The sequence below is a fragment of the Methylobacterium sp. D48H genome, assembly GCF_053345715.1.
This window is the reverse complement of record NZ_JBKFAP010000236.1, coordinates 1-255: the sequence shown is the minus strand read 5'-3', so window position 1 is coordinate 255 and position 255 is coordinate 1. Positions and strand designations below refer to the sequence as shown.

Genomic DNA, 255 nt, shown 5'->3' with positions numbered 1-255 from the left:
CACGCGATGATCTCACGGTCGCACGCGTCGATGGCAAACAGCACGCGGACGACCGCACCGTCCCGGCAGCGCAGTTCGAGGTGATCCGAGCGACCCGCTCCACGTTCGAACGCAACGCCACCACGGTACCGTCGTGGGTGCGGCCGGGCCGCCGGGCGGTGTGCGGCGCGAGGGTGAGCCCGTTCGCCCGCAGGATGCGCAGCACCCGCTTGGCATTGACGCTCGCCTCGCCGCGCGAGTGCAGTGCCCGGTTCA

1 pseudogene is annotated in these 255 nt (G+C 71.4%); it reads right to left on the bottom strand.

Annotated features, from left to right (window positions below):
- Positions 1 to 255, bottom strand: a pseudogene (locus tag ACLBX8_RS32285) (IS3 family transposase); the annotation flags it as partial.